Raw genomic sequence first — 23,541 nt, 5'->3', positions numbered from 1 at the left:
GTCATCGAGAGGAGGTGCAGCGAAGCCAACCGGAGGCGATGACCCACGGATGGATGCCGGAGCGAAGGTACGCCGAGCCTAGGCGAGGGGGCCGGACGGTGGGGCAAGCGTTTTTTGCTTATTTTTTGCTGGGCCGGCACACCGGCGTTTGAAAAAAAGTGAGTCGCCGTAAGGGCGAAACCATAGGTGGCCGTTACCGCAGGAATGGATATGTACACCGGGAAAATGCCTTCGCGAGCAGCCGCAAGCGGGAGACCGCTCCCACAGTGGAGAGCATTACCACAGGAATGGATATGTACACCGTAAGGTCGCCTTCGCTGGCAAGCCAGCTCCTACAGTAGAGCGAGCGTTTGTGCAGGAATGGATAGGCACACCTTGAATCAGCCATCGCTGCGATGTGGCGGCCCGACAAGCCAGCGCACACATTGACCATCCCTGCCATCCAACCAATCCCCCGAGCCCACCCCAAACCAAAAAAAAACGGCAACCGCTGGTACGGTCGCCGCATAAAAAACCGGTGCTTGTAACACCAGTCGTCACCGCACGGCGTGAGGAGTCAACACCGTGCAGCCCTGCCATACAAAGGCAAAACCTTCAGAACCCCCAGCGCAGCAACAGCAGCACCAGCACCACCAGGAACACCGTCTCCCCCACCATCAGCAGGATCGGCTTGATACCCACCGACGCCAGTTCCTTGAGGCGGGTCTTCATGCCCAGGGCGCTGATGGAAATCACCAGGCACCAGCGCGACAGTTCGTTGATCGAGCCCTGCACCGCCGGCGCGACCCAGCCGGTGCTGTTGATGCAGGCGAGGATCAAAAAGCCCACGGCGAACCACGGCAGCAGCGGCGGACGTTTGCCCGTCGGGTCGGCGCCCTGCATGCGGGTGATCATCGCGGCGGTGACGATCACCGGCACCAGCATGGCCACCCGCATCAGCTTGACCACCGTGGCCGTGTCGCCGGTCTCGGTCGACATGCTGTAGCCAGCGCCCACTACTTGGGCCACGTCGTGAATGGTCGCGCCAAGGAACACCCCGGCGACCTGCGGCGACAGGTGCAGCCAGTTGGCGATCATCGGGTAGACGATCATCGCCATGGTCGACAGCGCCGACACGCCGATCACCGTGAACAGGGTCGCCCGCTCCTTCTGCGGATGATTGGGCAAGGCCGCCGCCAGCGCCAGGGCCGCCGAGGCGCCGCAGATGGCGGTAGCGCCGCCGGTGAGCATGCCGAACAGGCGCTGGAAGCCCAGGGCCTTGGCGGCGATCACCGAGACACCGATGGTCACCACCACCAGGATCACCACCAGGGCGATCGGTTTCCAGCCCAGCGCCGCCATCTGCTCCAGGGTGATACGCATGCCGAGCAGGGCCACGCCGATGCGCAACACGGTGCGCGCGGTGAACTCGACACCGGCCTTGCACGGGCCGTCATCGGCGAGAAAATTCAGGGCCATGCCCAGCAGCAAGGCAAACAACATGACCGGCGCACCGTAGTGCTCCGACAAAAACGAGGCCGCCGCCGCGACGATCAGGCTGACGATAAACCCCGGCGCCAGTTCGCGCGTGCGACTGTGGATACGGGTGAGAGCAATGGCGCTCATGGCGCGGACTCCTCGGTTGCGATAACGATAAACGCCTGGTCGTCGATGATCTCGACCGGGTAGCTGGTGACTTTTACGGCTTTGGAATTGAGCAGGTAACCGCTGTGCAAATCGAAGCGCAGGCCATGGGCGCAGCACTGGATCACCCGGCCTTCAAGGCGCCCGCCACACAGCGAAGCGCCCTGGTGCGGGCAGCTGTCGTCGATGACAAACAACTGCCCGTCGACGTTGAACAACGCCAGGCTCTTGTCGTCGAATTCGAACAGCGCACGTCCCCCCACCGGCGGGTATTTACCAGCCGGTACTGCGATACGCCGGCTCATGCCGGCTGCCGCTCGCTGTCCTTGAGTGCCTGGTTCATCGCACTCAGCAGGGCCGAAGCCGGTTGCGCACCCACCACCGTCATGCCCTGGTTGAACTGGAAGCTCGGCACACCACTGCCGCCACCGGGCGCGCCGACATAGGCGCTGCCGTCAGCCAACAGGCTGTCGGCCACCACTTGCGGGTCGATGCCGCAGGAACGGGCGATCTGCAGCAGCGTCTCGCGGTCGCCGAGGTCCTCACCCTTGTGGAAGTAGGCAGCGAACAGGCGCTCCAGCAGCACATCGCGCTGCACCGCATTGCCCAGGGCGCTGACATGCTCGAACAGCCGATGAGCATCGGCAGTGTTGGGCATGGTCGCGATGCGGCTGAAGTCGATGTTCAAGCCGACGGCGGCGGCGGCTTGTTTAACCTGCTCCTGACGCATTGCCACGGCCTCGACACTGCCCAGGCGCTGGCGATAGAACTCAGCGAACGGCACACCTTGCACCGGCAGTTGCGGCAGCAATTGCACGCCATGCCACTGGGTGTCGATCTGCACATCCGGCTGGCGGCTGCGGAACTGCACCAGGGCATGTTCCAGCTGGCGTTTGCCGATCAGGCACCAGGGGCAGATCACATCGAAAAACACATCAATCCGTAAACGACGACTCACAACTTCACCTCTAACCCGGTTTCGGCAACGGCATCAGCGACGTGCTGACCCTGAAGACGGGCAATATCTTTGTGGTAGTGACACTTGGCGTAAAAGAACACCGCCGCCGCCGCGAGGCTGACCAGTGGCACCAGTTGAAACGCGGCATGCAGGCCGATCAGGTCGGACACCCGACCGGTGATGAACGGGCCCGGCGCCAGCCCCAGCAGGTTGTTGGCCAGGGTCAGGGTGGCGAACGCGGTGCCGTGCACCGAGTAATGCGTCAGGTTGGCAACCATCGCCCCGCACGGGCCGGTGGTGCCGGTGGCAATCAACATGCCCAGGCAGATCAGCAGCAGTTGCAGCGGTCCGGCTTGTAGGGCAAACGCCGCCGACAACAGCAGGCAACTGCCCAGGCAGAAGGCGATGGCCAGGCTGACCTTGCGCTCAGGCGAATGTCGGCACAGGCGATCGCTGAGCATGCCGCACAGGATCATCCCGGCGCCGCTGCACAGGACAATGATCGCCGCCATGCCGCCGGCCTTGTCGGTGGGCATGTCGTAGTAGCGGTTGAGGTAGCTGGGAATCCACACCATCACCGTGCCGCCGACGAACAATTGCAAACCGCTGGCGACGTAGGTGGCGACCACCGAACGGCTCGACCACAGGGTGCGCAACGGCTGCTTGACCTTCGCCGCCGCCTTCGCCACGCGTTGCGGGGCAATCCGCGCTTCCTTGACGATCAACGGGTACAGCAGCGCCAGCACCAGGCCAAACAACGCCATGCCGGCGAACGACCAGCGCCAGCCGAGCTTGGCGGCAATCGCTCCACCCAACGCCATGCCCAGCACCGAGCCGAACATCCCGCCGGCCATGAAGGCACTGGCCAGGGTTGCGCGCATGTGCTTGGGGAACACCGAGATCACCACGGCGATCCCGACGCTGCCATAGGCCGCTTCACCGACGCCGACCATGAAGCGGGCGATGAACATCTGCTGGTAGTCCTGGGCCAGGGCGCAACCCAGGGTCGCGACGCTCCAGAGCATGGCCATGATTGCCAGGCTCTTGACCCGGCCATAACGGTCGGCCATCAGTGACAGCGGGAAGGTCAGCAGGCCGACCATCAGCGCAACGATGCCGCTGAGCAGGCCGAGCTGACCGTCGCTCAGGGCCCACTCGCTTTTCAGCAGCGGGAACACCGCGTTGAGCACCTGGCGCGACATGTAGTCGGAAATCAGCAAGCCGAACGTCAAGGCAAAGACGATCCAGGCGTAGCTGCGTGCAACGCCGACACAACCTTGGTCGTCATCGCCGTCGGCAATTGGGTGAAAGGCCATTTAGCCTCCTCAAAGCTTTGTTTTATTGTTTTTATCAAGCAAGTAGCAGCACCGCCGGCGAGCGTTCACGGACGCTCGCCGGCGGTGTCGGTCAGCCGCGTTGCGGCACACCTTTTTGCCCAGCCTTGCGGTTGGGGGCCATACCGTTGGCCAGCAGGGTTTCCTCGATGCTGTTGTATTGCACACCGATGCGATAGATCTCGCGGGCTTCCTTGCCGTTGGCCACTTCGCGGCCCAGCTCGTGAGCAATGCGCACGGTTTGCTTGATCTGATCGACCGAACCGAAACGATCACCCTTGTGATCAATGATAGTGTCTTCGTTGCCTACCCGAGCGTGCAGCCCCATGGCCATGGACATGGTGTTGAACGGCAGCACGTTCTTCAGCAGCGACTCGGCGGTCAGGGTGCAGGCGTCCGGCACGCGGTGGATGAAGTTCATGAAGTTGAACGGGTTCGGGCCGTCGAAGCCGCCGCCGATGCCGATCCAGGTCAGGTTCAGCGGGCCCATGTAGACGCCACGACGCACCAGGCGCTCGAGGGTTTCCAGGGCGTGCATGCCGGTCAGCTGGAAGTGCGGCTGGATGCCGTTTTCGGTCAGGCGCTTGAGGTGCTCGGCAACCCAGGCCGGGCCGGCCGGTACGGTCATTTCGCTGTAGGCGGCGTGGATCAGCGGGTTATCCAGGGAAGTGCCCTTGAGGTACTCCGGATACAGCAGCTCCATGATGTTCATCTGGGTGGTGTTGATCGCCACCGTCACCTGGTCCGGTTTCGGCGTCAGTTCGGCGAGCATGTGCCGGGTGTCGTCGGACAGCCACTTGGCCGCTTCGCCGTCGCTTTCCGGGGCAAAGGAAATCGAGCCACCGACCTGGATGATCATTTCCGGCACGGCTTCACGCACACCGGCGATCAGCTCGTTGAATTTCGACAGGCGCTTGGAGCCCTTGCCGTCCAGTTCACGCACGTGCAGGTGGAGCACGGTGGCGCCGGCGTCGTAGCATTCGACGGCCTTCTGCACCTGTTCGTCCATGGTCAGCGGGATGTCTTCGGGGAAATCTTCCGGCATCCACTCCGGGCCATACGGGGCCACGGTGATGACCACTTTTTCCATGTTTTCCGGGTGCAGGGAATCGTCGAAGAATTGCATGGTTTACTCCAGTTCTTATGATTGTCCCGTCCACCCGGGCGTGCGCCGGGCAGACGTGTTTACGAGAGCGAATGCACGAGCGGTGGATCAGTAGGTCTTGTCGCCGATGATCCCGGCGCGCTCCATCTTGCGGTGGCACGGCGGGTAGTCCATGACCGCGTAATGCTGGGTGCTGCGGTTGTCCCAGATCGCGATGCTGTTGGGCTTCCAGCGCCAACGCACCTGGTACTCGGGGATGTACGCCTGGCTGATCAGGTAACGAAGCAACTCGCCGGCACCGGGGTTGGCGTCCTGGCCGAAACGCACCCGGCCAGGGGTGTGGTAGTTGCTGAAATGGGTGGTGAAGGCGTTGACGAACAACACTTTCTCGCCGGTTTCCGGATGGGTGCGCACCACCGGGTGCTCGGCGTCCGGGTACATGGCCTTGAGCGCCAGGCGTTTTTCGATCGGCATGGCCGCGCCGAAACTCGCCTCGATGCTGTGGCGGGCACGCAGGTCGGCGATCTTCAGCTTCACGTCGTCCGGCAGGTTGGCGTAGGCCTGGACCATGTTGGTCCACATGGTGTCGCCGCCCACCGGCGGGCATTCCACGCAGCGCAGCACGCAGCCCATGGGCGGTGCCTCGCGCCAGGTGGCGTCGGTGTGCCAGGCGTTTTCATAGCGGTCCATCGGCTGGTCGGGGTTCTTGTAGATCCGTACCAGGCCCGGATGCTCCGGGTCGCTGCCGGCCACCGGGTGGTCTTCCAGCTCGCCGAAACGCCGGGCGAAGGCCACGTGTTCGGCGCGAGTGATGTCCTGGTCGCGCAGGAACACCACGCGATGCTGGAGCAACTGCTGGCGGATCTCGGCAAACAGACCGTCGTCATGCACCGCGTCGGCGAGATTGACGCCGATCAGCTCGGCGCCAATGCTGCAGGTCAATTGTTCGACTTTCATGGCTGGCCGCTCCTTAAATGACGAAAATCGACGAGCCGGTGGTCTTGCGTGATTCAAGGTCGCGATGGGCCTGCACCGCGTCCTGCAGGGCGTAGTGCTGGTTGATCTCGATCTTGATGCGGCCGCTGCCGACGTGGTCGAACAACTCGCCGGCCAACTCGGCTTTTTCCGCCGGGTCGCTGATGTAGTTGGCCAGGGCCGGACGGGTCAGGAACAGCGAACCTTTCATCGCCAGCAGCACCGGGTCGAACGCCGGGATAGGGCCGGAAGCCGTGCCCACGCAGACCATCAGGCCACGGGGTTTCAACGAATCCAGGGAGCCCATGAAGGTGTTCTTGCCGACGCTGTCAAACACCACGTTGACGCCGACGCCGTCGGTCAGTTCACGTACGCGGGTGGCGACGTCTTCGTGGCTGTAGTTGATGGTGTGGTCGCAACCGTGAGCACGGGCGATTTCGGCCTTCTGCTCGGTGGACACGGTGCCGATCACGTTCAGCCCGAGCAGCTTGGCCCATTGCGAAACGATCAGGCCAACGCCACCGGCAGCGGCGTGCAGCAGGATGGTGTCGCCGGCCTTGAAGTCATAGATGCGGCGCATCAGGTACGAAGAGGTCAGGCCGCGCATGGTCATCGCCGCAGCAGTTTCGAAGCTGATGGTTTCCGGCAGCTTGATCAGCGGCGCGGCCGGGATCAGGCGCTCGGTGCTGTAGGCACCCAGGGTATTGAGAAAACCGGTGTAGGTGACGCGGTCGCCCACCTGCACGTTGGTCACGCCTTCGCCGACCGCCTGGACCACGCCGGACGCCTCGACGCCCATGCCGTTGGGCATCGGGATCGGGTAGGTACCATTGCGGAAATAGGTGTCGGCGTAGTTCAGGCCGACCGCCACATGGCGCAGACGTACCTGCCCGGGACCGGGTTCACCGACGTCGACATCTTCATAGCGAAGGACTTCGGGACCGCCGGTTTCGTAGAAGCGAATGGCTTTGGCCATGTTTTATTATTCTCCAATACAGGGTTGGCATTCGGTATCGATTTGCGCTGATTGGACTGTAGGTCGCCACCCGTTGGCTCGCTTCTCATCAGGCGACAACGGCTTTTCATTTGATGACACACCCTGCCCGGCAAGAGATGACTTATCCGCCGGCGGTCGCTAACCTGCGCAAATAACCCCGCAGGCCAGTCCTCCATGCACCCGGCGAGCCCCTCATGAAATCCCCCGCAGGCCTGCTGTTATCGGCCATCGAACTGGACCGCGACAACGCGGTGCCGCTGTACCGCCAGCTGTACCTGCAGATTCGCAAACAAATTCTCGGTGGCAAGCTGCAGGGTGGCGTGCGCCTGCCGTCGACACGGACCCTGAGCAAGGAACTGGCGCTGTCGCGGATCACCATTCTCAACGCCTTCGACCAGTTGATCGCCGAGGGTTTCCTCGCCTCGCGCACCGGCGCCGGGACCTATGTCGGCGACGAATGGGAGGACCGTGGGGCGCGAGATGCCGAGGCTGAAGAACCGCCGCCGCGCCTGTCAGACCTCAGCCAGTCGATGCTGTCGCTGCGCAGCGATCATTTTCGCGGGGTGTCCTATACCGATTGGGACCCGGCGACCCCGACCTCCTTCCTGCCCAGCCACAGCACCTACGACAGCTTCCCGCTGGCGGTGTGGCGCCGGCTGATGAACCGTCACCTGCTCAAGCCGACCAAATCGATGCTCGGCTACGGCGAACTGCAGGGCCTGCTGGCGTTGCGCACGGCCATCGCCGAGTACGTGTTCGACGCCCGCGGTATCGACTGCAAGGTTGAACAGGTGGTGATCGTCTCCGGCGCCCAGCAGGCGTTCAACTTGCTGGCGATGCTGCTGCTCAACCCCCAGGACCGCGCCTGGATGGAAGACCCGGGGCATATCGCCGCACGGATTGCCCTGCAGGCCCAGGGCGCCCAGGTGGTGCCGTTGCCCATCGACGAACAAGGCATCGACATTGCCCAGGGCCTGGCCGAATGCCCGGACGCGCGCCTGGTGTTCACCACGCCGTCGCGCCAGCACCCGCTGGGCGTGACCATGAGCTACGGGCGGCGCCAGGCGTTGATCGACTGGGCGACGCAGCAGCAGAGCTGGATCATCGAGGACGACTGCGACAGCGAGTTCCGCTACCACGGCCGGCTGCTCCCGGCGCTCTGTGCCATGGACCGCATGACCCGGGTGATCTACGTCGGTACCTTCAGCAAGGTGCTGTTCCCGGCCCTGCGCCTGGGCTATGTGATATTGCCCCAGGCCCTGGTCGACCCCTTCTGCACCCTGCGCGCGGTGATGGATCGCAGCCCGCCAACCCTGCTCCAGGCGACCACCGCCGACTTCATGAGCGAGGGTCATTTCCTCGGCCATATCCGCCGCATGCGCAGCCTGTACCAGGCGCGCCAGAATGCGCTGGTGGAACAACTGCAACGGCAACTCGGCGAGTTTTTCACCCTCACTCCGGTGGATGCCGGCATGCACCTGATCGCCTGGCTGCCGGTGGGCGTGGAGGACGACCAGCTCGCCCGCGACCTGGCCCGGCACAACATCCATACCTACGCCCTGAGCGACTACTGCCTCGCCCATCGTCTGCCGCCGGCGTTGCTGATCGGCTTCGCCGGCACCCCGGAAAAACTCGCGCAGACCCGCGTCGAGGCCCTGGCTCGCGCCCTGCGGGAATTGGGTTACCTGCCCCGGGCCGACTGAGGGCCGGCAAGTGGTCTTATGATTTAACCGATAATGGATCTATCGAGAGTTCCTGACTGGCGCGATAAAGGCTGCGCCGGTAGACCCGGTGTCTGAACCAGGAACGACTCGAATGAACAATAAGATCCAAGAGCGCTTCAACACCTTGCTCAGCCACAAGGCTGGCGCGAACGAAACAGTCCCGACCCTGACCCCGGCACTGGCCCGCCAGTTGCTCGAGCGCCTCGACCAACTGCGCCTGTTCGCCCACGCCTACCCGCTGCTGACCAACCTGACCCACGGCCGCGTCACCCCCGCCGACCTGCTGGACTTCGCCTATCGCCACGAACTGCAAGGGCTGAGCCTGCACCTGCTGGACGGCGAGGAAAACAGCCTCGGCCAGATGAACGCCGATCAGCTCCAGGCCTTCGCCGACAAGGCCCGCGCGCTGGACCTGGCGGTGCACCTGGAAATCAGCAGCACACGCAAGGCCGATGTCGATCAGGTGGTGGCCATCGCCCGGGCCCTGGGCACGCGCAATATCCGCGTCTACTCGCGGTATGAAGGCACGCTGTCGCAGGTCATGGACCGGATCGAGACCGACCTGCACTACCTCGCGCAGCAAGCCGACGAGCACGACCTGTTCTTCGATTTCGAGCAGCACGAAGAACTCAAGAGTGACGAAATCGCCCAGCTGTTGAGCCGCCTCAACCACCCACGCCTGCATGCGCTGTTCGACTTCGGCAACATGATCAACGCCTGCGAACAGCCGTTGCCGGCGCTGCGCAACCTCGCGCCGCACATCCGCCAGGTGCACCTCAAGGGCGTGCGCGTGGTGCCCGAACACAACGGTTTCGGCCATTACGGCGTGCTCCAGGGCAGCAGCGACGACGACCTGCCCAATGCGCGGATGCTGTTCGAACTGCTGCTGCTCGGCGAGTCCAGCCCGCAGGTGATTGCCTTCATTCTCGAGCAGGAAAATCACTACGTGGCGCCGGCATTCCGTCAGGTCGACGAAGCCTGCGACCCGTTCATTGCCTACCGGGAAATGAGCGAAACCGCCCTGCCCCACGGCTTTTCCCTGGAGCGGATGCTGGCCGACGAACACCGCTGGGCCAACAACCAGGTGGCCTACGTGCGTGGCCTGCTGGCCGAACTGCGCACCCTGGCCGAACTCACCCTGGCCCACAGCGACCACGCCTGAACCGGCCGCGACTCGCTTCATCCAATCACGCCTGGAGAATAACAATGACAACTCAAGACAAGGCCAAATGGCTGCGCTTCCTGATCCTCGTCCTCGGCGGCGGGACCATCTACAAACTGGCGAACCTCAAGGACGCCTTCTACATCCCCATGCAGCAATTCATGGGCCTGAGCCACACCGAAATCGGCCTGCTGCTGAGCGCCAACGCGATCATCGCCACCGCCCTGTTCGTCCTCGGCGGGATGCTCGCCGACCGCTACGACACCCGCAAGATGATCCCCCTCGGGCTGATCGGCACCGGTGGCCTGGGCTTGTACCTGGCGACTTTCCCACCCTTCAGCAGCCTGCTGATCGTCTTCAGCCTGCTGGCGGTGTGCGCCGACTGCCTGTTCTGGCCATCGCTGCTCAAGGCCATCCGCAACCTCGGTGACGAGCAGGAACAGGGTCGTCTGTTCGGCTTGCTCGAAGGCGGTCGCGGGGTGATCGATACCCTGGTGGCCTTCTCCGCCCTGGGTATCTTCGTCGCCCTCGGCTCCGGTGAAGCCGGGCTGAAATCGGCGATCCTGTTCTACTCGGTGATCGATATCCTCGCCGGCACGTTGATCTGGCTGCTGCTCAAAAGCGGCGACACCCAGGTCAGCGCCAAGCCGAAAAAAGGCCTGGGCAACCTGCTGGAAGCGATCAAGGTGCCAGGCATCTGGCTGGTCAGCCTCAACGTGTTCATGGTCTATATCGTCTACTGCGGCCTGACCTACTTCATTCCCTACCTCAAGGAAATGTACGGCCTGCCGGTGGCCCTGGTCGGCGCCTACGGCATCATCAACCAGTACTTCCTGAAAATCCTCGGCGGCCCGGCCGGTGGTTTCATTGCCGACAAAAAATTCAAAAGCACCAGCCGCTACCTGAAATGGGCCTTCCTCGCCCTGCTGCCGTTGATGGGCGTCATCCTGCTGATCCCGAAAAGCCCGGGTTTCATCTACGCCGGCATGGCCGCCACCCTGTCCTTCGCGCTGATCGTGTTCTCCATGCGCGGAGTGTTCTGGGCGCCCATGGGCGAAGTCGGCATCCCGCCCCACATCACCGGCTCCGCCTTCGGCATCGGCTGCCTGATCGGCTATGCGCCGGGGATGTTTGCCTACGTGATCTACGGCTCGATCCTCGATCACTTTCCCGGTGAGCAGGGCTACAACTATGTGTTCAGCCTGATGAGTGTGCTGGCGTTGATTGGCTTTATGGTGTCGAGCCTGTTGTATCGGTCGGTGCAGAATAGGTCGGTGGGGGGTGGTGCAGTGGTGAGTGCTGCTTGATTTTGCGGGCTCCCGCAGTCTATCTGTGGGAGCCCGCTTGCGATGGCTGATTAACGGTGTACATATCCGTTCCTGCGGTAACGCTCGCTTTAACTGTGGGAGCTGCCCGGGCGGCGTTCCGCTGCTAGCGATGGCAATTTATCGGTGTACATATCCATTCCTGCGGTAACGGCCGCTTATGGTTGCGCCCTTACGGCGCCTCACTTTTTTTCAAACGCCAAAAAAAGTAAGCAAAAAACGCTTGCCCCAACATCCGGCCCCCTCGCTTAGGCTCGGCGTACCTTCGCTCCAGCATCCATCCGCGCGCTACGCGCTCCCCTCGGGTGCATGCCTCCACTCAGCCTTCTGTAACGGGGCCGGTGGATCAAAATCAAAAGCAGCCGAGGCGGCCTACCGGCCGGCCTAATCAGGAAGGCCGCCCGCAATCCCCTGTGGGAGACAGCCTGCTGGCGATGGTCGTTAACGATGACGCGGCGGTCCTGGATGTACGCGGTGGCCACAGATTTTTCGCTGGCAAGCCAGCACACAGTGGATCTGCGGTGGATGCAGATTTTGCGGTCACCACAGACATTGTTGGAGCGAGCCTGCTCGCGATGGGCGTCAACGGTGACGCAGCTGTCCTGAATGTACGCGGCGGCCTCGGGTTTTTTTCGCGAGCAGGCTCGCTCCTACAGGGGATCGGTGCCAACCAGAAGAACAGGCCGGCCGGCAGGCCGCCTCACCCGCCGCTACCACTCAACAGGCCGAGCGTTAGCTCGCCTGCCGCTCTTGATCTTGATTCACCGGCCCCTTCGGGAGGCTGAGTGGAGGCATGCATCCGAGGGGAGCGCGTAGCGCGCTGCGGCGCAGCCGCAGTCATCGAGAGGAGGTTCCAGCGAAGCCAACCGGAGGCGATGACCCACGGATGGATGCCGGAGCGAAGGTACGCCGAGCCTAGGCGAGGGGGCCGGACGCTGGGGCAAGCCTTTTTTGCTTATTTTTTTGCTGGGCCGGCACACCGGCGTTTGAAAAGTGAGGCGCCGTAAGGGCGCAACCCTAAGTGGCCGTTACCGCAGGAATGGACATGTACACCGACAAATAGCCATCGCTGGCAGGCCAGCTCCCACAGTTAGACCGAAGTGGCCGCTGGAGTTGAGTTCACCTCGATCCCTGAAAGGAGTGAACCTGCTCACGATGGAGCACCCCAGACACCCCCCTACACCATCACCTCCACATCCCCAGTCGCAAACGCCACACAGGAATAAATCCAGCCAAAATCCCGGTCCGACTGGCGCAAATGCGCTTCCTGCGGATTAAACACCGACCCAGACAACAATTTCACCCGACACAAACTGCACTCCCCCGACCGACAGGCATTCTCGACGAAATAACCATTACGCTCCAAGGCATTGAGCAACGGCTCACCCACCTTGGTGCGAAAGCTGCCACGCCCCTGCACCGTCACCTGCACCTCAGCCTCCAGATCAACGCCTTCGGGCCAATCAACCTGCCGATCCGGCGACTTCGGCGCACCGTTGGCCTCAACCCGAATCCGTCGCCGCGCCACTCCCAACTCGCTGAGCAGTTCCAAACAGCTGTCATTGAACGGTGTCGGCCCACATACATAAAACATCCGATTGCCGATCTCGCCCAACTGCGCCTGCAACCGTTCACGAGTCAAACGCCCACTGTGCCCGCGATAACCGGCGGGCGGCCGGGAAATCACCTCGGTCAGGCGAAACTGCGGGTGCGCCTCGGCCAGGGCGCGTAACTCCTCGGCGTAGATCACATCATCGACGTAGCTGTTCACATAGATCAGGTGCAGGCGCTGCTCCAAGCCACGCTCGAGGATATTCAACAGCATGCTGCGCGCCGGCGCCGCACCCGAGCCGCCGGCGAGAAATACCAGATCGTCGCCGTGAAACAGCGGGTTATGGTGGAAGGTGCCCATCGGCCCCGAACTGCGCAGCGACTGGCCGACTTGCACACGGTCCAGCAGATAACCGGACACGAAGCCGTCCACGGCGCGCTTGACCGTCAGGTCGTAGTACTGGCGCTGCGTCGGCGAGGAAGAAATCGCATACGGCCGCGCCGTGTGCACGCCGTCGATCTCGACGAACAGGTTGATGTACTGCCCGGCCTGGAACGGCGGCAGCGGCTGGCGATCCACCGCCTGCAGACGCAGGGTCCTGGTGCTCGGCGTGTCGTCGATGATCTGCAGCACTTCCAGCGCCAGGCGCTTGGGGTGCAACTGGACCACGGTGCTGGCGACCTCGCCACGCACTTCGTAGAAATCCGAACCGCTGTGCTCCAGCGCCAACTTTGTGGCAAGCGCCTCGGTGTATCCGGCGATCAGGTGCATCGGACTCTGTTCAGACATGCGCCACCTCATTGCTTTTCAGTTGCTTGAGCACGGCCCTGGCCGTGGATTCGCCGGCCATGTAGGTCGGCTGGAAACCGCCCATGGACGTCCAGGCGCCGGCCATGTACAGCCCCGGCACCGCGTCCAGGCGTTCGCGCAGCAACGCCGAGTCCTGGGTCGTTTGCTGGAACCCGTAGATCGCCCCGCCCGGGGTATTGAGGTAGCGCATCATGGTCAGGGGCGTCGCCACCTCGACCTCCTCGATGTGCTCTCGCACCTTGGGGTAGACCTTCTCGATCACGGCGATGAGCTTTTGCGCGAACTCATACTTGGTCCGCGCGTAGTCCTCGGGTGCCACCGATTTCCACACGTCGCCGTACTGCAGGCAGACCAGCACCACCTGGCTCTTGCCCTCGGGCGCGGCACTCGGGTCCTCGAGGTTGTAGCAGGTCAGCATGCCGCCCAGCGGCGGCTCGAGGCTGCCCATGCGCGCGTGGATCTGCGCCTCGTCGAGGGTCTCGTAGATGAAGCTCGAAGCGGTGGTCACCCCCAGCTCCTGCGGCGTGCAATCCAGCCCAAGGTAGATCACGAAGGCCGAGGTGCCCATGCGCCGGGACTTGAAATCTTCCTGGATCTGCAGCGGCGGCCGCTCAAGATCCAGCAGTTCGTTGAAGGTGATCAGCGGACTGGCATTGGACACCACCGCGGCGCAGCTGACGCGCTCACCGCCCTCCAGGCTCACGCCACACACCCGCCCGGCGTCGGTGTGAATCTGCTCCACGGCACAGTTGAAACGCACCTCGCCACCGGCCTCGAGAAACGACTCCACCAGGGCGTTGGACATGGCCTGGGAACCGCCCTTGATGTGCCAGGGCTTGAACACCGCGTAGGCGTAGAGCATGGTCGCCAGGTCGGAGAACGGCAGGCGCTCCGGCGGTACGCCGAGGTACAGCCAGTAGGTCGCCAGAATGTTTTTCAGCTTGGCGTCGTTGAAAAACTCATCCAGCACCTCCCGCGCCGAGCGCAGGCCGTACTGCAGGTAAGTCGGGCACAACGATTTGAGCAACGCCTCGCTGTTGGCCCGGGTGGCCTGGGGCAAGGTCATGAAGCTTTCCAGGGTGACCTTTTCACACAGCGTCATGAAGCGTTCTATGGCTGCGCTTTCTGCCGGATACAGCTCCTGCAGCAGGCGCCGGATCCCCGACCAACTGGCCGGCAGGGTCACATCCAGTTCGCCCGGGACCACCAGCCGATACAGCGCGTGTTCCTGGATGAACTCGACCTTGTCCAGCACCCCGAGCTTGTCGAACAGCTTGCGCATCACGAACGGTTTGTCCTCGGTGCCCAGGCCGCTGAGCTGATGCAAGGCCACCTCGAATTCGAAGTTGCCACGCACGAACGAGGTGGCGCAGCCGCCGGGAATGTTGTGCCGCTCGATCAGCAAGGTGCGACTGCCACCCCGTTGCAGCGCGGTCGCAGCGGTCAGCCCGGCATTGCCGGCACCGATCACCACGGCATCGTAGTGCTTCATCGATCACCTCCAACTTTACATCGATAAGATCAGGTTAAAAAAAACGCCTCCGAGGCGAATGTGAGCGATGCTAAGATCACATCTTAGCAGCGTCAAGATATTTTCCAGTGATAATATCCAGCCCCCCTGCACTCCCCCGTTTCCAAGGCCCTGCCCCATGAGCAAGACACCGCAACGCGCCCGCGACACCTACCACGTCGGCAACCTCGCGCCGCAATTGCTCGACGCGGCGCGGCAGATGCTCGAAGAAGTCGGGCCGACCAAACTGTCGCTGCGTGCGGTCTCGGAACGGGTCGGCGTCAGTGCCACGGCGGCCTACCACCACTACGCCAACCGTGCAGAACTGGTGGGACAGCTGGCGGCCCAGGGTTTTCGCGAACTGGCCAAGGTGATGCGCAGCGAGCCTGAACAGCTCGACGGCCGGCTGAAACTGCGCGACGCCAGCCTCGCCTACTTCAGCTTCGCCCGACGCAATCCGGCGCTTTATCAACTGATGTTCGGCCCGGAACTGGCGAGTAGTGAAATGCCGCTCGACTACACCGAGGCCCGCGACGCGGCCTTTGGCCAACTCAAGCAGATCATGGTCGAGGTGCTGGGCCAGGATCCGGATTCCAGTGAGGTGCGCCGCGCCGCGTTGGCCGCCTGGTCCTACACCCACGGGCTGGCCTCGCTGGTGATCCATGGGGTGCTGCAGTTTCCGGCGGGCACTACCGACGAGCGCTTCGTCGACAGCACCTTGCAGGGCTTCGAGCATTTATTCGTGATCGGCCCTAGTGCACCGCAGCCAACAAGCGCTGATTGACCGCCATCTGATCCCGCCCTCGGGCCACCAACCAGCGCTGGAAATCGCGACAGTGGGCCTTGTCGAACGCGTCCTTGGCCCCCACCAGGTAATAGGACGAAGGCATCTGCAGCGCGTGGCCGAACGGCATGATCAAGCGCCCGTCGGCCAGCGCTTCGGCGATCATCGAGTGCTGCGCCAGCACCACGCCCTGGCCGAGGATCGCCGCCTGGATCGCCATCGATGACAGCGAATACACCCGATACGCCTCGCCCATTGCCGCAACGTCGATCTGCTGCGAACTGAACCAGTCGCGCCAGGACGGCGGCGAGGCGAATTTCGGCAGCCAGTCGATCGACAACAGCGGATAGCCCAGCAGATCCTCCGGCGTGCGCAGCGGTAAATCCTCGCGCAACAGCCGCGGGCTGCAGACCGCCACCACGCAATCGCGGAACAGTTCCACCGCGTGTTCGGTCGCGCGGTGATCGCCGTAGGTCACCCGAAAATCGATTTCATAACCCTCCGGCGACGGCTCGGCATGGCTGCCGTCGAGGAACAGATTGAGCCCCGGATGCTCGCTCTGCCAGCGGTAGATCAGCGGCGCCAGCCAGTCGGAAAGCAGCGACGGCAAGGCGCTGATGCGCAGGTTGTGGGTACTCCTGGCGCGCTCGACTTCGACCTGGGCGATGCGCAGGGTTTCGAACGCCGCCACGCAACTGTCGTGATAGCGCTGCCCCGCTGCGGTCAGGCTGATTCGCTTGCCGACGCGGAAGGTCAGGCTCAATCCCAGGCTGTCTTCCAGCAACTTCATCTGCTGGCTTACCGCACCCGCCGAAATCCCCAGCCGGCGCGCCGCTTCGACAATTCCGCCATAGCGTCCGACGGCTTCAAACACCTGGATGGCGCGCAGCGAAGGCAAGTTGTTCATCGGCATCTCCCGGGGGGCGAGGGCCGATTATTAGTTTAGCTGAGCTAAACGAAGCAACAGTTTTAGTCATCTTTTCGAAATGTCAGGTTCTCGTATTCTGGACCTGTACCACGACCTTGCATTAGCCCGGCGCCCACTCGAAAAACTCAAAAAAGGCCAGAACGATGAAAAAACTCATGCTCGCCACGGTTCTCACGCTCGCTGCGACCAGCGCCCTGGCCAACGACCTGACCACCATCCGCTTTGGCGTCGATCCGACCTTCGCCCCGTTCGAATCACGCGAACCCAGCGGGCAACTGGTGGGGTTCGATATCGACCTGGGCAATGCCATCTGCGCGCAGCTCAAGGCCAAATGCGTGTGGGTCGAAAGCGCCTTCGACAGCATCATTCCAGCGCTCAAGGCGAACAAGTTCGATGCGATTCTTTCAGCGATGACCGTCAACGAAAAGCGCAAGCAGACCATCGATTTCTCCGACCGCCTGTACAACTCCCCCAGCCGCCTGATCGCCAAGGACGGCAGCGGCCTGCTGCCCACCGTCGAATCGCTGCAGGGCAAGCGCGTCGGCGTCGCCCAGGGCAGTACCCAGGAAGCCTACGTCAAGGCCAAGTGGGCGCCGCACGGCGTGACCATGGTCTCCTACAACAACCAGGACCTGGTCTACCCGGACCTTACCAGCGGGCGAATCGACGCCACATTGACTGACGCCGTGGTGGCCGATATCGGCTTCCTGCAGACCCCGGGCAACACCGGTTTCGCCTTTGCCGGCGACGCGGTGCGCGACGAACAGATCCTCGGCCTGGGCATCGCCATCGGCCTGCGCAAGGACGACCAGAAACTGGCGGACGCGATCAACGGCGCGCTCGCCGAAATGCACAAGAACGGCACCTACGACCGGCTGCAGAAGCAGTACTTCAGTTTCGACATCTACCACTGAAACCGCCGCCCGCAACCCTATAAGGAGCCATCCCCATGTTCTTGCGAAACGCCTGGTACGTCGCCGCCAGTGAAACCGAACTGGCTGAACAACTGCACCCCGTCACCCTGCTCGGTGAAGCCGTGGTCCTGTACCGCAAGGGCGACGGCACGCCCGTCGCCCTCGAAGACGCCTGCCCACACCGCAAGCTGCCGCTGTCGATGGGCCGGCGTAAAGGTGATGACCTCGAATGCGGCTACCACGGCCTGACCTTCGACTGCTCCGGCCGTTGCGTGCGCGCCCCCGGCAGCCAGCGCATTCCCCAGGGCGCCAAGGTGCGCAGTTATCCGCTGGAGGTGCGCTACGGGTTCATCTGGATCTGGATGGGTGACCCGGCGCTGGCCGATCCCGGGAAGATCTGCCACGTGCCGGAATGGGGTGATCCGGCCTGGGGCCTGAATCGCGGCGACAGCATGCTGATCCCGTGCAACTACCTGTACATGACCGACAACCTGCTGGACCCAGCCCACGTCGCCTGGGTCCATCAGTCGTCTTTCGGCAACGCGGCCTGTGCCGAGGAACCGCTGCAAACCACGGTCACCGAGCAGGGGGTGATCGTTTCGCGCTGGATGCGTGACGTCGAAGTGGCACCCTTCTATGCCAAGTTCGTGCAGTTCAGCGGCCACTGCGATCGCAAGCAGCACTACGAAGTGCACTACCCGTCCCAGGCAATCATCAAGGCCCTGTTCACCCCCGCCGGCACCGGTCGCGACGACGGCGAACTGCACGAGCAGGTGTTCCTGATGAACTCCTACAACTTCATGACCCCGGTGGATGAAAACAACACCCGCTACTACTGGTTCCAGGTGCGCAATTTCGATACCGAAAACGAGGACGTGTCGCGCCAGTTCGACGAGGACGTGCGCCACGCCTTTGCCGAAGACCGGGTGGTGCTGACCGCCGTGCACCAGGGCATGGCCAACAAGCGCACGCCGAACATCGACCTGGCCTCCGACTCCGGGCCGCTGCGCTTTCGTCGCAACCTGGACAAGTTGATCGCCCTGGAACAGCCGGCGAACCTGATCCCCCTCTCGCGTCAGCTGGAGGCCTGAGATGGGCACTGAATTGCAAACCCCAGGCGGGTTCAAATGTTATCGGGTGATCGAGAAAAAAGCTGAAAGTGCGGTGATTACCTCGTTCGTGCTGGAGGCGGCCGACGGTGTTTCCCCGCTGCGCTTTCGTCCTGGGCAGTTCCTCGTGGTGCGTCTGGACCTGGGCGACGGCGTGACCGCTCTGCGCAACTACAGCCTTTCCGGCGACCCGGCGAACCCGGCGCGGTTGCGCATTTCGGTGAAGCGCGAACTCGCGCCGTTCGATCGCCCGGAGCTGCCAGCGGGCCTGGGCTCCCACTATCTCCACGATCAGGTGCAGGTCGGCGACAGCCTGGAGATCGCCGGCCCCACCGGCAGCTTCGTCCTCGATGAAGACAGCCCGCGCCCGGTGCTGCTGTTCAGTGGCGGCGTCGGCCTGACGCCGATGCTCAGCATGCTGCACCGACTGAGCGCCGATTCTTCGCGCCCGGTGTATTTCGTCCACGCTTGCGAAAATGGCGCGGTGCATGGGTTTCGCGACGAGGTACTGGCCCTCGCCGACCGTCGTCCGGGGATCAGCACGCACTTCTGCTACCGCAACCCGACTCCCGAGGATTTGACCCACCCGGCCTGCCACAGCCAGGGCCTGATCAGCCGCGAAACCCTGCAACAGCTGCTGCCACTGGACGACTATGACGTCTACCTGTGCGGCCCACGCCCGTTCATGCAGGCCAACTGGCGCCTGCTGCGCAGCCTGGGCATCGCCGCCGGGCGCATCCACTACGAGTTCTTTGGTCCGGCGACCGTTCTTGATGAGGATGAAGTTTGTGCACCTGCGGCGCCGGCGCTGGAGGCAGCCGTTGTGGCCGAGGGCGGACTGAGCGTCGAATTCCTGCCCTCCGGCAAGCGAGTGGCCTGGGATCCGGGTTGCCATTCCCTGCTGGAACTCGCCGAACAGGCCGGCCTGACCCCGGCGTTCAACTGCCGGGCGGGCCTGTGCAACACCTGCCAGGTGCCGCTGCGCCAAGGCTCGGTGGAGTACTTTGAAGAGCCGCTGGATGTGCCGCAGGATGGGAGGGTTTTGTTGTGCTGTTCGCGGCCGACCAGTGCGGTGACGTTGGATTTTGGGGGGTGAATACCGAGTTCGCCTTTGACGCTTAAAAAAATCTGATATCGGGACTGCCCGGGCGGCGTTCCGGGCGGCTTTCCAATCCTGCGTAAACGTTCGCCTCATTGTAGGAGCTGGCTTGCCAGCGAAGACTTTCTGTCGGTGTGGACATCGGCGCAGAATTGCAGCCGATGTCGTGACCCTGTGACAATCCGTTAAAGACCCATCCTACACACCACACGGAATCGTCTGATACCCACGGTTATCCCCTTCATGAAAGCCTTCCTGCGCTTCATCGAGGGTAGGAATAGTCCTCCCACGACACTGAAAAGGTCCAGGGAGGTCTGAGTTTTGTCCGATAAATACCGCGTTTTTCACAACCACACCCTCGAAATCCACCGGCTCCAGGCCAAGATCGACCTCCTCACCTTCGACGGCGAAGAAGGCCTCAGCCGGCCCTTTCTCTACACCCTCGAATTCACCAGCGATACGCGGGACATCAGCGTCGAAGAGGTGCTCAACAAGCACGCCTGGTTCAGCCTCTACGGGCCGCCGGAAGACAGTTATTCAGGCTTGCGGGTCATCGAACACAAGCCCGCGCGCACCCTGTTCGGGATCATTACCGGCTTCCAGCGCCTCTCCGAGTCCGCCAAACTGACCCGCTATTCGGTGACCCTCGAGCCGCGCCTGGCCCTGGCCGGACGCGGCAAGCAATACCGGATCTACCAGGACCAGTCGGTGCCGGAGATCGTCAAGAGCATCCTCCTCAGCCGCCACGACATGGAGTATTTCGACTGTCCATTCCGTCTGGTGCACGAGTACCCGCGCCGCGAGCAGGTGATGCAGTACAACGAAAGCGACCTGGATTTCATCCATCGTCTGCTGGCCGAAGTCGGCATCTGGTACCGCATCGCCAGCCATCCGACGGTGCGCCGCGACGTGGTGGAATTCCACGATGAGCAGAAGGGTTATGAGTTCGGCATCAAGCTGCCGTACCACCCCCTGACGGGCCAGAGCAACGACAAGGACCGCCTCTGGCACCTGCAGGCCCGCCACCAGGTGGTGGAAAAACACATCACGTTCCGCAGCTACAACCCGCTCGATGCGCGCGCCTACCTCGATGGCGATGTGAACCAGGTGCGCAACGACAAGACCACCTACGGCGAGGCCTTCAACTACGCCGAGCCCTACCGCGAACTGGGCAATACCCTCTACCAGTTCGAAAGCCTGGCCCGGGAAAGCGGTTACCACTTCGCGCGCCTGCGCCACGAGCGCTACCTCAACCAGCGCACCCGCCTCAGCGGCACCAGCAACTGCCTGAGCCTGGCCCCAGGCCAAGTGCTGGAGACGTCGAAACTTGCCCCACTAGCCTTCGAGCGCCGCGCAGTGATCACCCATCTGCGCACCCACGCCGCCCGCAACAGCGCGTTTATCGCCCACTTCGACGCGATGCCCTACGACGCCTTCATCTGTTTCCGCCCCCCGATTCCGACCAAACCGAAGATCGCCGGCACCATTCCCGCGCGCATCAGCAGCAACGTCGCCCGCGACACCTACGCGGAAATGGACCGTCACGGCTACTACCGGGTCAAATTCCTCTTCGACCGCGACACCTGGCCCCAGGGCCGCGAAAGCCGCTGGCTGCGCCTGGCCCGACCCTACGCCGGCGACACCTACGGCCTGCACCTGCCGCTGATCGACGGCACCGAAGTGGCGATCGCCTTCGAAGAGGGCGACCCCGATCGCCCCTACATCGCCCACGCCCTGCACGACAGCGAACGCCCCGATCTCGTTACCGACAGACGCCGCGACCACACCCGCAATGTCTTGCGCACGCCGGCCAACAACAAGCTGCGCATGGAAGACAACCGCGGGCAGGAGCACGTCAAGCTCAGTACGGAATATGGCGGCAAGAGCCAGCTGAATCTGGGGCATCTGGTGGATGCCAAGAAGCAGAAGCGAGGGGAGGGATTCGAAGTCAGGACTGATGACTGGGGGAGTATTCGTGCCGGTAAAGGGATCTTCATCAGTGCCGATGCGCAGCCCAAAGCACAGGGGCAAGTGCTGGAAATGGACAGCGCCGTGGCACGCCTGCAACAGGCCGGCGAACAGCTGCAAAAACTCTCGGTCGACGCCCAGGCCGCCAGCGCCGATCCGGCGGACGTCGCAGCGCAGTTGAAGCTGCTGCGCGAGGACCTGACACAGCTGCAATCGCAAGTCCTGCTGCTCAGCGCGCCCAAGGGCATCGCCCTCACCAGCGGCCAACACCTGCAACTGGCGGCCCAGCACAACCTCATGCTCAACGCCGGCGGCCAGGCTGATCTGAGCGTGGTCAAGCGCCTGTTCATCGGCGTCGGCGAAGGCCTGAGCCTGTTCGTGCGCAAGCTCGGGATCAAGCTGATCGCCAACCAGGGCCCGGTGCAGATCCAGGCACAAAACGACCGCCTGCAACTGATCGCCCGCCACGGCCTTGAGATCAGCAGCAGCGAAGACGAAATCCGCATCACCGCGAAGAAGAAAATCACCCTGAATGCCGGCGGCAGCTACATCACGCTGGATGAGTGCGGCATTGAGTCGGGGACGGTGGGGGATTATCGGGTCAAGTCGGCGAGGCAGTTCTTTACCGGCCCGGCGCAACAAGCACAGGACATGCCGGTGCTGTCCCCGCTCGCAGAACACCAAAACCAAACCCAAAAGCGCAAGTTTCATTCCGCCTGATTGTTTGACAACAAGGAGCGACACTCAACATGGCCAGTTGGCTTTCTTTCTTTTTCGGCCTCCCCGATGTGCCCAAGAGGGCGCCCACCCAACGGCCAAAACCGCGAATCCTGCCCATCCGCGACAACGGCCTCAACCCCAAGCTGCCCGACACGCCCAAGCTGACCCCGCTGAAAAACTGGAGTCACCCGTTCAAGGACAGCCGTGACCCGCTGCAGCAACTGACCCACATGGCCAAGGCCGCCGCCGGTTACTACCCGCTCGGGCGCAACGGCATGTTCCATGGCGGCGTGCATTTCGACGGTGGCACCGCCGGCACCCTGGATCAGTCCAGCGTGCATTGTCTGGCGGACGGTGAGGTGGTGGCCTACCGCGTCGACAGCCGCTCGCCCACTACCCGCTATTTCCTCGAGGGCATCACCGTTGACGTGCCTTTCTCGCGCAATTTCGTGCTGGTGCGCCACCACCTGCAGGCGCCGCACATCACCGGCAGCCCGGACGTACCGCCGAGCCTGACCTTCTACAGCCTGTATTTGCACCTGCAGGATTGGGCGGTGTATCAGGACAATCGCGCACAAACGCGGCCACCGTTCTGGCCGCAAAGTCCGATCCAGCGCGTCAAGCAGACGGCCAACGATGGCCGCCCCGGCCACCCCGAAGAGACCGGCCTGAACGTGCGCAACGCCGACTATCAAGGCAAGGTCATCGACCTGTTGCCGCGCGGCACCGAGGTGGTGGTCAGCGGAAAAGGCTATTACCGCAAGCTGGAAAATCGCCTCGGCCCGGGCGCGCTGCTCGACGCCGACGGCGCATTGCTGGGCTACATCGCCGCCAGCCTGCTGCGCCCGGAGGCTGACGGCGAGCACCGCATTGTCTCCTCGCGAGAGCGGGTCAATGTGCGCGCCGAGCCGGATATTTCCAGCGAGGTGCTGCTGGAATTGCCC

General features: G+C 63.1%; 19 protein-coding genes. 9 read left to right on the top strand and 10 right to left on the bottom strand.

Annotated elements, in window-relative coordinates; all coding sequences use genetic code 11:
• Positions 1–594: 594 nt before the first annotated feature.
• The 7 genes from ACZYR5_RS29405 to ACZYR5_RS29375 form a co-directional block, all read right to left on the bottom strand.
• Positions 595–1,605: a YeiH family protein gene (locus tag ACZYR5_RS29405; RefSeq protein ID WP_027620380.1), complete on the bottom strand. Its 1,011-nt coding sequence runs from the start codon at positions 1,603–1,605 to the stop codon at positions 595–597.
• Positions 1,602–1,928, bottom strand: coding sequence for a Rieske (2Fe-2S) protein (locus ACZYR5_RS29400; protein ID WP_489092891.1), 327 nt, complete (start codon positions 1,926–1,928; stop codon positions 1,602–1,604). The genes ACZYR5_RS29405 and ACZYR5_RS29400 overlap by 4 nt, the downstream gene beginning before the upstream one ends.
• Positions 1,925–2,581 (bottom strand): DsbA family oxidoreductase, encoded by a 657-nt coding sequence (locus ACZYR5_RS29395; RefSeq protein ID WP_489092890.1) that lies wholly within the window; start codon positions 2,579–2,581, stop codon positions 1,925–1,927. Before ACZYR5_RS29395 ends, ACZYR5_RS29400 begins: the two co-directional genes overlap by 4 nt.
• Positions 2,578–3,897 carry an MFS transporter gene (locus ACZYR5_RS29390; protein WP_489092889.1) on the bottom strand — a complete coding sequence of 440 codons (1,320 nt, stop codon included), beginning with the start codon at positions 3,895–3,897 and terminating at the stop codon, positions 2,578–2,580. The genes ACZYR5_RS29395 and ACZYR5_RS29390 overlap by 4 nt, the downstream gene beginning before the upstream one ends.
• A gap of 91 nt (positions 3,898–3,988) precedes the next feature.
• Positions 3,989–5,041, bottom strand: coding sequence for a beta-keto acid cleavage family enzyme (locus tag ACZYR5_RS29385; RefSeq protein WP_489092888.1), 1,053 nt, complete (start codon positions 5,039–5,041; stop codon positions 3,989–3,991).
• An 87-nt stretch (positions 5,042–5,128) separates the two neighbouring features.
• Entirely contained in the window at positions 5,129–5,977 is an 849-nt protein-coding gene (locus ACZYR5_RS29380; protein ID WP_489092887.1) for a TauD/TfdA dioxygenase family protein, read from the bottom strand.
• 13 nt (positions 5,978–5,990) lie between these two features.
• Complete coding sequence (locus ACZYR5_RS29375; protein WP_489092886.1) at positions 5,991–6,971, bottom strand: quinone oxidoreductase family protein; 981 nt, start codon at positions 6,969–6,971, stop codon at positions 5,991–5,993.
• 215 nt (positions 6,972–7,186) lie between these two features.
• Here ACZYR5_RS29375 and pdxR point away from each other — a divergent pair, with 215 nt between their 5' ends.
• The 3 genes from pdxR (at position 7,187) to ACZYR5_RS29360 (ending at position 11,185) form a co-directional block, all read left to right on the top strand.
• Entirely contained in the window at positions 7,187–8,695 is a 1,509-nt protein-coding gene (gene pdxR, locus ACZYR5_RS29370) for a MocR-like pyridoxine biosynthesis transcription factor PdxR (protein ID WP_489092885.1), read from the top strand.
• A gap of 112 nt (positions 8,696–8,807) precedes the next feature.
• Positions 8,808–9,878, top strand: coding sequence for a sugar phosphate isomerase/epimerase family protein (locus ACZYR5_RS29365; RefSeq protein WP_489092884.1), 1,071 nt, complete (start codon positions 8,808–8,810; stop codon positions 9,876–9,878).
• A gap of 44 nt (positions 9,879–9,922) precedes the next feature.
• Positions 9,923–11,185: an MFS transporter gene (locus tag ACZYR5_RS29360; RefSeq protein ID WP_489092883.1), complete on the top strand. Its 1,263-nt coding sequence runs from the start codon at positions 9,923–9,925 to the stop codon at positions 11,183–11,185.
• 1,195 nt (positions 11,186–12,380) lie between these two features.
• Here ACZYR5_RS29360 and ACZYR5_RS29355 read toward each other — a convergent pair.
• Positions 12,381–13,544 (bottom strand): FAD-binding oxidoreductase, encoded by a 1,164-nt coding sequence (locus tag ACZYR5_RS29355; protein WP_489092882.1) that lies wholly within the window; start codon positions 13,542–13,544, stop codon positions 12,381–12,383.
• Positions 13,537–15,057 carry a phytoene desaturase family protein gene (locus ACZYR5_RS29350; RefSeq protein WP_489092881.1) on the bottom strand — a complete coding sequence of 507 codons (1,521 nt, stop codon included), beginning with the start codon at positions 15,055–15,057 and terminating at the stop codon, positions 13,537–13,539. Before ACZYR5_RS29350 ends, ACZYR5_RS29355 begins: the two co-directional genes overlap by 8 nt.
• A 157-nt stretch (positions 15,058–15,214) precedes the next feature.
• Here ACZYR5_RS29350 and ACZYR5_RS29345 point away from each other — a divergent pair, with 157 nt between their 5' ends.
• Complete coding sequence (locus ACZYR5_RS29345) at positions 15,215–15,859, top strand: TetR/AcrR family transcriptional regulator (protein ID WP_489092880.1); 645 nt, start codon at positions 15,215–15,217, stop codon at positions 15,857–15,859.
• Here ACZYR5_RS29345 and ACZYR5_RS29340 read toward each other — a convergent pair.
• Entirely contained in the window at positions 15,828–16,766 is a 939-nt protein-coding gene (locus ACZYR5_RS29340) for a LysR substrate-binding domain-containing protein (RefSeq protein ID WP_489092879.1), read from the bottom strand. The two genes, ACZYR5_RS29345 and ACZYR5_RS29340, sit on opposite strands and share 32 nt — an antisense overlap.
• A gap of 164 nt (positions 16,767–16,930) precedes the next feature.
• Here ACZYR5_RS29340 and ACZYR5_RS29335 point away from each other — a divergent pair, with 164 nt between their 5' ends.
• From ACZYR5_RS29335 to ACZYR5_RS29315, 5 genes are all read left to right on the top strand, one after another.
• A complete protein-coding gene (locus ACZYR5_RS29335) occupies positions 16,931–17,701 on the top strand; it encodes an ABC transporter substrate-binding protein (RefSeq protein ID WP_489092878.1) in 771 nt (256 codons plus the stop codon).
• A gap of 35 nt (positions 17,702–17,736) precedes the next feature.
• Positions 17,737–18,792 carry an aromatic ring-hydroxylating dioxygenase subunit alpha gene (locus ACZYR5_RS29330; protein ID WP_489092877.1) on the top strand — a complete coding sequence of 352 codons (1,056 nt, stop codon included), beginning with the start codon at positions 17,737–17,739 and terminating at the stop codon, positions 18,790–18,792.
• Position 18,793: 1 nt separating this feature from the next.
• Entirely contained in the window at positions 18,794–19,906 is a 1,113-nt protein-coding gene (locus ACZYR5_RS29325; protein ID WP_489092876.1) for an FAD-binding oxidoreductase, read from the top strand.
• 324 nt (positions 19,907–20,230) lie between these two features.
• The gene (locus tag ACZYR5_RS29320; RefSeq protein WP_489092875.1) at positions 20,231–22,597 is read left to right on the top strand and encodes a type VI secretion system Vgr family protein; all 2,367 of its coding nucleotides are present in this window, start codon (positions 20,231–20,233) and stop codon (positions 22,595–22,597) included.
• Between the two features lie 29 nt (positions 22,598–22,626).
• The coding region (locus ACZYR5_RS29315; protein ID WP_489092874.1) for an SH3 domain-containing protein at positions 22,627–23,541 on the top strand (915 nt) is incomplete at its 3' end.

Source organism: Pseudomonas sp. F007 (assembly GCF_057814275.1).
The sequence above is the reverse complement of the archived record's forward strand: the minus strand, read 5'-3'. Positions and strand labels throughout refer to the sequence as shown.

Bases quoted from the DNA above. Each gene is read 5' to 3' on its own strand.
- ACZYR5_RS29335 (WP_489092878.1), top strand. From the start codon at position 16,931: ATGAAAAAACTCATGCTCGCCACGGTTCTCACGCTCGCTGCGACCAGC.
- ACZYR5_RS29350 (WP_489092881.1), bottom strand. From the start codon at position 15,057: ATGAAGCACTACGATGCCGTGGTGATCGGTGCCGGCAATGCCGGGCTG.
- ACZYR5_RS29385 (WP_489092888.1), bottom strand. From the start codon at position 5,041: ATGCAATTCTTCGACGATTCCCTGCACCCGGAAAACATGGAAAAAGTG.
- ACZYR5_RS29380 (WP_489092887.1), bottom strand. From the start codon at position 5,977: ATGAAAGTCGAACAATTGACCTGCAGCATTGGCGCCGAGCTGATCGGC.
- ACZYR5_RS29355 (WP_489092882.1), bottom strand. From the start codon at position 13,544: ATGTCTGAACAGAGTCCGATGCACCTGATCGCCGGATACACCGAGGCG.
- ACZYR5_RS29325 (WP_489092876.1), top strand. From the start codon at position 18,794: ATGGGCACTGAATTGCAAACCCCAGGCGGGTTCAAATGTTATCGGGTG.
- ACZYR5_RS29360 (WP_489092883.1), top strand. From the start codon at position 9,923: ATGACAACTCAAGACAAGGCCAAATGGCTGCGCTTCCTGATCCTCGTC.
- ACZYR5_RS29340 (WP_489092879.1), bottom strand. From the start codon at position 16,766: ATGAACAACTTGCCTTCGCTGCGCGCCATCCAGGTGTTTGAAGCCGTC.
- ACZYR5_RS29330 (WP_489092877.1), top strand. From the start codon at position 17,737: ATGTTCTTGCGAAACGCCTGGTACGTCGCCGCCAGTGAAACCGAACTG.
- ACZYR5_RS29405 (WP_027620380.1), bottom strand. From the start codon at position 1,605: ATGAGCGCCATTGCTCTCACCCGTATCCACAGTCGCACGCGCGAACTG.
- ACZYR5_RS29365 (WP_489092884.1), top strand. From the start codon at position 8,808: ATGAACAATAAGATCCAAGAGCGCTTCAACACCTTGCTCAGCCACAAG.
- ACZYR5_RS29345 (WP_489092880.1), top strand. From the start codon at position 15,215: ATGAGCAAGACACCGCAACGCGCCCGCGACACCTACCACGTCGGCAAC.
- ACZYR5_RS29390 (WP_489092889.1), bottom strand. From the start codon at position 3,897: ATGGCCTTTCACCCAATTGCCGACGGCGATGACGACCAAGGTTGTGTC.
- pdxR (WP_489092885.1), top strand. From the start codon at position 7,187: ATGAAATCCCCCGCAGGCCTGCTGTTATCGGCCATCGAACTGGACCGC.
- ACZYR5_RS29375 (WP_489092886.1), bottom strand. From the start codon at position 6,971: ATGGCCAAAGCCATTCGCTTCTACGAAACCGGCGGTCCCGAAGTCCTT.
- ACZYR5_RS29400 (WP_489092891.1), bottom strand. From the start codon at position 1,928: ATGAGCCGGCGTATCGCAGTACCGGCTGGTAAATACCCGCCGGTGGGG.